Genomic DNA, 7,431 nt, shown 5'->3' on the forward strand with positions numbered 1-7,431 from the left:
AGGCGCCACCGCCCCGGGGGCGCGCGGCCCGGCACGGCCCCGCCGCACGAGCGGGCCGCAGTGACGCCGTCATGCGGTCGTGGCCAGCACGACCGGTACCTCGTCGAGCAGCCGACGCTCGTCGGCGTACGCGAGGCGGTCCGCGACCTCGACCAGCGGGACCCAGGCCACGGCGTCGACCTCGATGTCGTCGTCGGAGAGCGTGCCGAGCCGGCGCAGCAGGAGGAAGTGGTGCACCGTCTTGTGGATGCGCGTCCCGCCGGCGATGAACCAGAAGTCGATCGTGCCCAGCGGGCCGAGGACACTGCCGGTCAGACCGGTCTCCTCGCGGACCTCCCGGACGGCCGCCTGCTCCGTCGTCTCGCCGTTTTCCACATGGCCCTTCGGCAACGACCACAACAGCCGCCCATGCCGGTCCCGGCGGCCGATCAGCGCGGCGGACGCCTGCGTGGAGCGCTGGTCGAGAATCAGACCACCCGCCGAGGTCTCCTCTGCCCGGCGCAGCGGAGCGCGGCCGGTGGCGGAGGTCGACGACGGCATGGGTTGATCGTACGAGGCTGCCGCCCGCGCGCCTGCCCCTGTGCCCGGAACCTCCCGCTTATGGCTTTGTTTCCACAGCGCGGCCCGGTCGCGGCGTGGCTCGTCCACAGGCACGATCCGTGCGGCGGATCACCTCGGTGAACCCCGTAATCTGAAGGTGTGTCAGTGATCAGTCTGGACAACCCGCGAGACTCGGCCGAACGGGTGGTGAGCGAGCTGCTCAGGGTGCCGCCGGCCGCCGATGAGCTCGGCCGCCTCTTCGAGATGGCCGGCCACCGGCTGCATCTCGTCGGCGGCTCGGTGCGTGATGCCCTGCTCGGCCGGCCCGCCGCCACCCCAGCGGCGCAGGCCGACCTCGACTTCGCCACGGACGCCCGGCCCGACCGCGTCCTGGAGATCACCCGGGGCTGGTCGGAGGCCACCTGGGAGGCCGGAATCGCCTTCGGCACCGTGGGGCTGGCCCGCCGCGGTCAGCGGTTCGAGATCACCACCTACCGCAGCGAGGCGTACGACCGGCAGTCCCGCAACCCCACGGTGAGCTACGGCGAGAGCCTGGAGGCGGACCTGTCCCGCCGCGACTTCACTGTCAACGCGATGGCGGTGTCCGTCCCCGGCCACGACTTCGTCGACCTGTTCGGCGGAATGGCGGATCTTGCCCGGGGTGTCCTGCGCACGCCGGCGAGCCCCGAGGCCTCCAACGACGACGACCCCCTGCGGATCCTGCGAGCGGCGCGATTCGAGGCAGCCCTCGGGCTCACCCCGGTGCCCGAGCTGGTCGAGGCGATGCGGTCGCGGGCCGACCGGATCGCGATCGTCTCCCCGGAGCGGATCCGGGACGAGCTGCGCAAGCTGATGCTCGCCCCCGACCCGGTCGCGGGCCTGGCGCGCCTCGTCGAGGTCGGCGTCGCGGACATCGTGCTGCCCGAGCTCTCGGCGATGCGGATGGAGATCGACGAGCACCATCAGCACAAGGACGTCTACGCCCACACGATGACCGTGCTGACCCAGGCGATGGCGCTGGAGACGCCCGGCGAGCCGGACGAGGTGCTGCGCTGGGCGGCGCTGCTGCACGACATCGGCAAGCCGCGCACCCGCCGACACATCCCTGGCGGCCGGGTGTCGTTCCACCACCACGAGGTCGTCGGCCGGGACATGACGCGGCGCCGGCTGGTCGCGCTGCGCTTCCCGAAGGACGTCACGGACGCCATCTGCCGGCTGGTCTTCCTGCACCTGCGCTTCCACGGCTACGGCAGCGGCGAGTGGACCGACGCGGCGGTGCGCCGCTACGTCCACGACGCCGGCCCGGAGCTCGACCGGCTGCACAAGCTGGTCCGTTCGGACTGCACCACTCGTAACCGGCGCAAGGCGACGGCGCTCGCGCGTACCTACGATTCGCTGGAGGAGCGGATCGCCGACCTCGACGCGCGCGAGGAGATCGCGGCGATCCGGCCCGAGCTGTCCGGCGACGACATCATGGCGGTGCTCGGCCTGCGCCCGTCCCGGCTGGTGGGCCAGGCGCGCGCGCACATGCTGGAGTTCCGCTTCGAGCAGGGCATCGTCGGACGGGAGGCCGCCGAGGCCGAACTGCTGCGCTGGGCCCGGTCGCACGAGGTGCCCATCCCCGGCGAGTGATGCCGGCCGTCCCACCGGCTGCCCGGGCGGGAGGCCGGCTGGCGGTCGGCCGGTCAGGCCGGCGGTGTCGCCGACGCCGCTGACAGATCGGCCTGGCCGGCCACCGCCGGCGGGGGCGTCGCAGCCGGCGTCCCGGCGGGCGCGGGCGGCGCGCCGACAGCGTGGATCACCCGGTCCTCGGGGTGGCGGCAGGCGGCCTGGTAGTAGATCAGCCCGGCGAGCGCGTAGCCCGCGCCGGCGACGATGACGACGGGGACCGAACGCCCGTTGTCCGGTAGGACGACCGCGGCGACCGCCGCCGCGGCCACGAACGCGACGTTGAACAGCAGGTCGTAGAGCGAGAACGCCCGGCCGCGGTAGGCGTCGTCCGTCTGCTCCTGCACGATCGTGTCCACGCAGATCTTGCTTGCCTGCGCGGAGAACCCGATCAGCGCCCCGGCGAGGATCATCAGGATGGCCGAGAACGGCAGCCCGAGGACGATCTCGACGACCCCGCCGAACACGAGGACCACCGTGATCCAGGTCGACTTCGGCATCCGCCGCGTCGCCCGCGGTGTCACCAGCGCGGCGGTGACCGTGCCGACTCCGCTGGCGGCGACCACCGCGGCGAGACCGGACAGCCCACCGGTCCGCCCGGTGAAGTAGTTGCGGTACAGCAGCACGGTCATCACCAGGACCAGCCCGTAGGCGGCCCGGGAGGTGGTCAGGGCGGTCAGCGCGCGCCGCGCCGGCCCGTGGCCGGCCAGGTAGCGGGCGCCGTCCGCCATGTCGGCGAGGACCTGGCCCGCCTGGCTCCACGCCCCCTGCCACGGAACGACGACCATGGGGCCGAAGTCGGGCCGCCCGGACCGCGCCGCCGTCCCCGCCGCCAGCAGGTAGGCGAGGGATGCGAGCCCCGCGACGGCCGCGACCGCGGAGTCCTCCCCGCCGGCCAGCCCACGTAGCCCGCTGCCCAGCCCGGCACCGACCAGCGTCGCGATCGTGCCCGAGGTGACGGACAGCGCGTTGGCGGACACCAGCCGCTCGACGCCCACGACCACCGGCAGCCCGGCGGACAGCGCCGAGAGCACGAAGCGGTTCACGCTGACCGAGGCGAGTGCCACCGCGTAGAAGTCCGCGCCGGTGCGCCCGCCCGCGATGAGGCCCACGAGGATGGCCATCAGCACCATGCGCACCAGCGAGCAGATCACCAGGACCCGCTGCCGGGACACCCGGTCCAGCACGATCCCGGCGAACGGGCCGATCACGCTGAACGGCAGCACGACGATCGCGAGCGAGGTGGCCAGCGCCCCGGCGGACGTGGCCCGTTCGGGGGAGAACAGCACGTAGCTCACGAGGGTCGCCTGGAAGACGCCGTCAGCGGCCTGAGAGGTGAGTCGAGCCGCATAGAGCATGCGGAACTCGCGGCCGCTGAGCAGCTCGCGGAGGTTCGCGGACCTTGCCACGCCTGTCAGCCTAGGGCCCGCCGATCGGTACCCGTGGACCGGTTGGGCGCGGGCGCCCGACCGGGCCACGTGATCGTGCCCGCGTCCGCGGCACCAGCCTCGGACGCGGGCGACCCCGGCATCCGGGCCCGGGTACGGGCGGCGGACGCCGGGGTCGCCGGTCTGCCTCGGTGTGGGCTCAGCTCACGCCGAGCCCACACTGGTCGTGCTCAGGCCTGGTCGCGGATGAACGCCTCGACCTTGTCGCGGGCCTCGTTGTCCCGGTACTGCTCCGGCGGCGACTTCATGAAGTAGGACGACGCGGAGAGGATCGGCCCGCCGACGCCCCGGTCGAGCGCGATCTTGGCGCAGCGCACCGCGTCGATGACCACGCCGGCGCTGTTCGGGGAGTCCCAGACCTCGAGCTTGTACTCGAGGTTCAGCGGCACGTCGCCGAACGCGCGGCCCTCGAGGCGGACGTAGGCCCACTTGCGGTCGTCCAGCCAGGCGACGTAGTCCGACGGCCCGATGTGCACGTTGTCCTTGCCCAGGTCGTGGGAGACCTGGGAGGTCACGGCCTGGGTCTTGGAGATCTTCTTGGACTCCAGCCGCTCGCGCTCGAGCATGTTCTTGAAGTCCATGTTGCCGCCGACGTTGAGCTGCATGGTGCGGTCGAGGATCACGCCGCGGTCCTCGAATAGCTTCGCCAGCACGCGGTGCGTGATGGTGGCGCCGACCTGCGACTTGATGTCGTCGCCGACGATCGGCACGCCGGCCGCCCGGAACTTCTCGGCCCACTCCGGCACGCCGGCGATGAACACCGGCAGGCAGTTGATGAAGCCGACCCCGGCGTCGATGGCGCACTGGGCGTAGAACTTGGCGGCGTCCTCGGAGCCGACCGGCAGGTAGCAGACCAGCACGTCAGCGCGGGTCTCCCGCAGCGTGGCGACGACGTCGACCGGGGTGTCGTCCGACTCCTCGATCGTCTCGCGGTAGTAGCGGCCCAGCCCGTCGAGGGTGTGGCCGCGGGCGACGGTGATGCCGAGCGGCGGCACATCCGCGATCTTGATGGTGTTGTTCTCGCTGGCCACGATGGCCTCGGACAGATCGCGGCCGACCTTCTTGGCGTCCACGTCGAACGCGGCGACGAACGACAGATCGGAGACGTGGTAGTCACCCAGCTGCACGTGCATGAGGCCGGGGACCTGTGCCGTCGGGTCGGCGCCGCGGTAGTACTCGACCCCCTGGACCAGCGAGGCAGCGCAGTTTCCCACGCCAACGATGGCGACGCGTACCGAACCCATGACGGTCTGCTCCTTAGCTGCGGTTTCTATGGATGTGGAGATCGCGGCACGCCTGAGGCGCCGCTGTGCTGCCCGCCCGGCCGAGCGGCCGGGCGGATGTCGTGCTACGGGGCGACTTTCACTCCCCGGTCGGGACCGCTTCGTCGGGGTCCGCACCGGCCTGTGGCGCGGACCGCCGGCTGGGTCCGGCATCATCGCCGGCCGTGTCGGCCTTGCGCGTGCCGCGGGCGTCCCGCCGGCCGGTCCTGGCCGCGTGGCGGCTGGCGGCCACTGTCGCGCCACCACGCGCGGGGCGTGGGCCGGGCGGATCCCTGTCCGGGCCGACGTCGGCCTCGGATCCGGCAAAGGAATTCATTCCTGTGGACAAGGTTGTGGACAACCCTGTGGATGCTGTGGACAACTGTGAGCCTGCGGCGTCACCCGGCACCGCGGCGCGCTCGGTCTCGATCAGCTCGTTGAGCCAGCGGACCTCGCGCTCCACCGACTCCAGGCCATGGCGCTGCAGTTCGAGGGTGTAGCTGTCGAAGCGCTCGACAGTCCTCGTGAGAGCCGAGCGGACCTTCTCCCGGCGCTCCTCCAGCCGACCGCGCCGGCCTTCGAGGATGCGCAGGCGCACGGCGGCGTCCGTCTTCGAGAAGAAGGCGAACCGCACGCCGAACATCTCGTCCTCCCAGGAGGACGGGCCACCCTCGCCGAGCAGGTCGGCGAGCTTCTCCTTGCCCTCACCGGTGAGGGTGTAGACAACCCTGCTCCGTCCGCCCAGCCGGGTGGCCGCTCCGACGTCATCGGCGGTCACGTACCCGGCGTCCGCGAGGCGGCGCAGGCAGGGATACAGCGAGCCGTAGCTGAACCGGTGGAACGCGCCGAGCACCGCCGAGAGCCGCTTACGCAGCTCGTAGCCGTGCATCGGGCTCTCGGAGAGCAGGGCCAGAACCGCGAGCTCCAGCATGCCCACCTCCCGCGTCCGCCGGGACGACCCGTCCGGTCGTTCCGATGCCGTCACTCTGAACTGTCGTTCCGAACTGTCGTTCCGAACTGTCGCCCCGACATATCGAAGCGATACATCGAGGATAGACGTCCTGGGACGAGCGCCGCAACCACACATGACCAACCGGCGACCAGAAGATGACAGAAGAACTCGCTCGGTAACCGGGCGCCCGCCCTCCGCCCGGCCCGGCCCGGCCCGGTCCGCGAGCCGAGGCGGGCGGTCCGCAGATCGTCCCGTCGGCAGAGAATGCCTGTTTGCAGCGACTGTCAGCGGCCTTGGAGCTCCTCGCCCGAAGGGCGCCGGTCGGCCTGCGGTGGCGCGGCCGCACCCGCTGGGCGAGATAGTCCCGGCATCACAATGTCGTCCAGCTCACAAGAGTCAGGGCCGCCGTGGCCGCGGACTGCCGAGAGAGCCGGTTCCGCCCGAGATGTCCGCGCGGTGCGGTTCTGCTCGACGATCTGACCGGCCGGCGTCCGCGGCGTACCGTTGTTTCATGCGTTCGCGGTCGGTCATCGACTACGCGCTGGCCCGCCGGGCGACGCTCGCGGATCTCGCCGCCGGGCGGGTGTCGTCGCTCGACGTGTGTGACGCGCATCCGTACCTGCTACGTGCGGCCAAGTACCACGGCGAGCCGACGAGCAAGCGCTGCCCGGTCTGCCGCGGCGGCGCCCCGCTGATCCACGTGACCTACACCTACGGTGACGAACTCGGTGAGAGTTCCGGCCGGGCGCGGGCGACGCGCGATCTGCCTGCGCTCGCGACCAGGTACAGCGAGCTGCGGGTGTATGTCGTCGAGGTGTGCCGGCCCTGCGGGTGGAACCACCTGATCACGTCCTATGTGATCGGCACCGGCGAGCCGCGGGCGAAGCGCCAGAGCCGGCGCCAGGCCGCGGACACCTGACCGGCCCCGGCGCGCCGCGCGCGTGTCCTCCCACCCAATCCCGGCCGGTCAGCGGCCAGGACGTGATGCCCTGCAGGAAAGGGCGAGTTCCGGCATGAGATCCTGGTCAGCCATGTGGGTCTCAAAGCAGGTCCAGGCGCGGCGCGAGCCATGCGTGACTGGCTGCGGTGACCTTGCCGGTGCAGGCCTGTCGGGCGACCGTACCCTGCGGGGTCGGCCGGTGTCCGGGCGCGGGCAGAGGCCGCCGGCGGCTCGCGTGGTTGGGCGCCGATGGCGCCGGACCGGCGGCGATCGGACCTCCGGCCGCGGTTGGGGGCACCGGTTCGTTCCCAGTGACGGACAGGTGACCGGGGAGTCCCACAGCGATGGATGGAGCGGTCGGTGAGCTCTCCCTACGACCAGGGTGGCCGGGACGGTCTGGATCGGGTCCGGCCCGAGTCGGACCGGCCCCGGGACGTGTTTCCCGACCGGGTGGCGCCGGAGCGGATCGACCGGTCCGGACCGCCGGGCCCGCGGGCCGGCGCCGGTCCGGACCAGTCTCTTATAAAAAAATTACCCTTCCGACCAAAACATATCAGTGTATATAACGGTGGTCGCCGTTTAATTAAAAAATGGGGGGGGGGGGGGGGGGGGGGGGGGGGG

General features: G+C 71.8%; 7 protein-coding genes. 3 read left to right on the forward strand and 4 right to left on the reverse strand.

All coding sequences use genetic code 11. The features are described 5' to 3' along the window. Positions 1 to 69: 69 nt before the first annotated feature. Entirely contained in the window at positions 70 to 540 is a 471-nt protein-coding gene (locus MXD58_RS15810; protein WP_248839930.1) for an NUDIX hydrolase, read from the reverse strand. Positions 541 to 705: 165 nt separating this feature from the next. Between MXD58_RS15810 and MXD58_RS15815 the strand changes: the two genes are divergently transcribed. Further along, positions 706 to 2,172, forward strand: coding sequence for a CCA tRNA nucleotidyltransferase (locus tag MXD58_RS15815; RefSeq protein WP_248839931.1), 1,467 nt, complete (start codon positions 706 to 708; stop codon positions 2,170 to 2,172). A gap of 53 nt (positions 2,173 to 2,225) precedes the next feature. On the opposite strand, the gene MXD58_RS15820 is transcribed toward MXD58_RS15815, so the two are convergent. The 3 genes from MXD58_RS15820 to MXD58_RS31145 all read right to left on the reverse strand — a co-directional run bounded on the left by MXD58_RS15820 (position 2,226) and on the right by MXD58_RS31145 (position 5,849). Further along, positions 2,226 to 3,617 carry an MFS transporter gene (locus tag MXD58_RS15820; RefSeq protein ID WP_248839932.1) on the reverse strand — a complete coding sequence of 464 codons (1,392 nt, stop codon included), beginning with the start codon at positions 3,615 to 3,617 and terminating at the stop codon, positions 2,226 to 2,228. A gap of 209 nt (positions 3,618 to 3,826) precedes the next feature. Next, positions 3,827 to 4,900, reverse strand: a complete 1,074-nt coding sequence (locus MXD58_RS15825; protein WP_248838533.1) for an inositol-3-phosphate synthase — start codon at positions 4,898 to 4,900, stop codon at positions 3,827 to 3,829. A gap of 118 nt (positions 4,901 to 5,018) precedes the next feature. Next, the gene (locus MXD58_RS31145; RefSeq protein WP_248838532.1) at positions 5,019 to 5,849 is read right to left on the reverse strand and encodes a PadR family transcriptional regulator; all 831 of its coding nucleotides are present in this window, start codon (positions 5,847 to 5,849) and stop codon (positions 5,019 to 5,021) included. Between the two features lie 532 nt (positions 5,850 to 6,381). Here MXD58_RS31145 and MXD58_RS15835 point away from each other — a divergent pair. Then, complete coding sequence (locus MXD58_RS15835) at positions 6,382 to 6,789, forward strand: DUF5318 family protein (RefSeq protein ID WP_248838531.1); 408 nt, start codon at positions 6,382 to 6,384, stop codon at positions 6,787 to 6,789. Positions 6,790 to 7,170: 381 nt separating this feature from the next. Further along, positions 7,171 to 7,431, forward strand: a 261-nt coding sequence (locus tag MXD58_RS15840; RefSeq protein WP_250609459.1) for a hypothetical protein, incomplete at its 3' end; no start/stop codon positions are given.

Origin of the sequence: Frankia sp. AgKG'84/4, assembly GCF_023242965.2 — a bacterium.
Taxonomy (GTDB): domain Bacteria; phylum Actinomycetota; class Actinomycetes; order Frankiales; family Frankiaceae; genus Frankia.

What these genes read in the sequence shown, in the direction of transcription:
- MXD58_RS15810 (WP_248839930.1), bottom strand. Translation starts at nt 540, where the DNA reads ATGCCGTCGTCGACCTCCGCCACCGGCCGCGCTCCGCTGCGCCGGGCA.
- MXD58_RS15825 (WP_248838533.1), bottom strand. Translation starts at nt 4,900, where the DNA reads ATGGGTTCGGTACGCGTCGCCATCGTTGGCGTGGGAAACTGCGCTGCC.
- MXD58_RS31145 (WP_248838532.1), bottom strand. Translation starts at nt 5,849, where the DNA reads ATGCTGGAGCTCGCGGTTCTGGCCCTGCTCTCCGAGAGCCCGATGCAC.
- MXD58_RS15835 (WP_248838531.1), top strand. Translation starts at nt 6,382, where the DNA reads ATGCGTTCGCGGTCGGTCATCGACTACGCGCTGGCCCGCCGGGCGACG.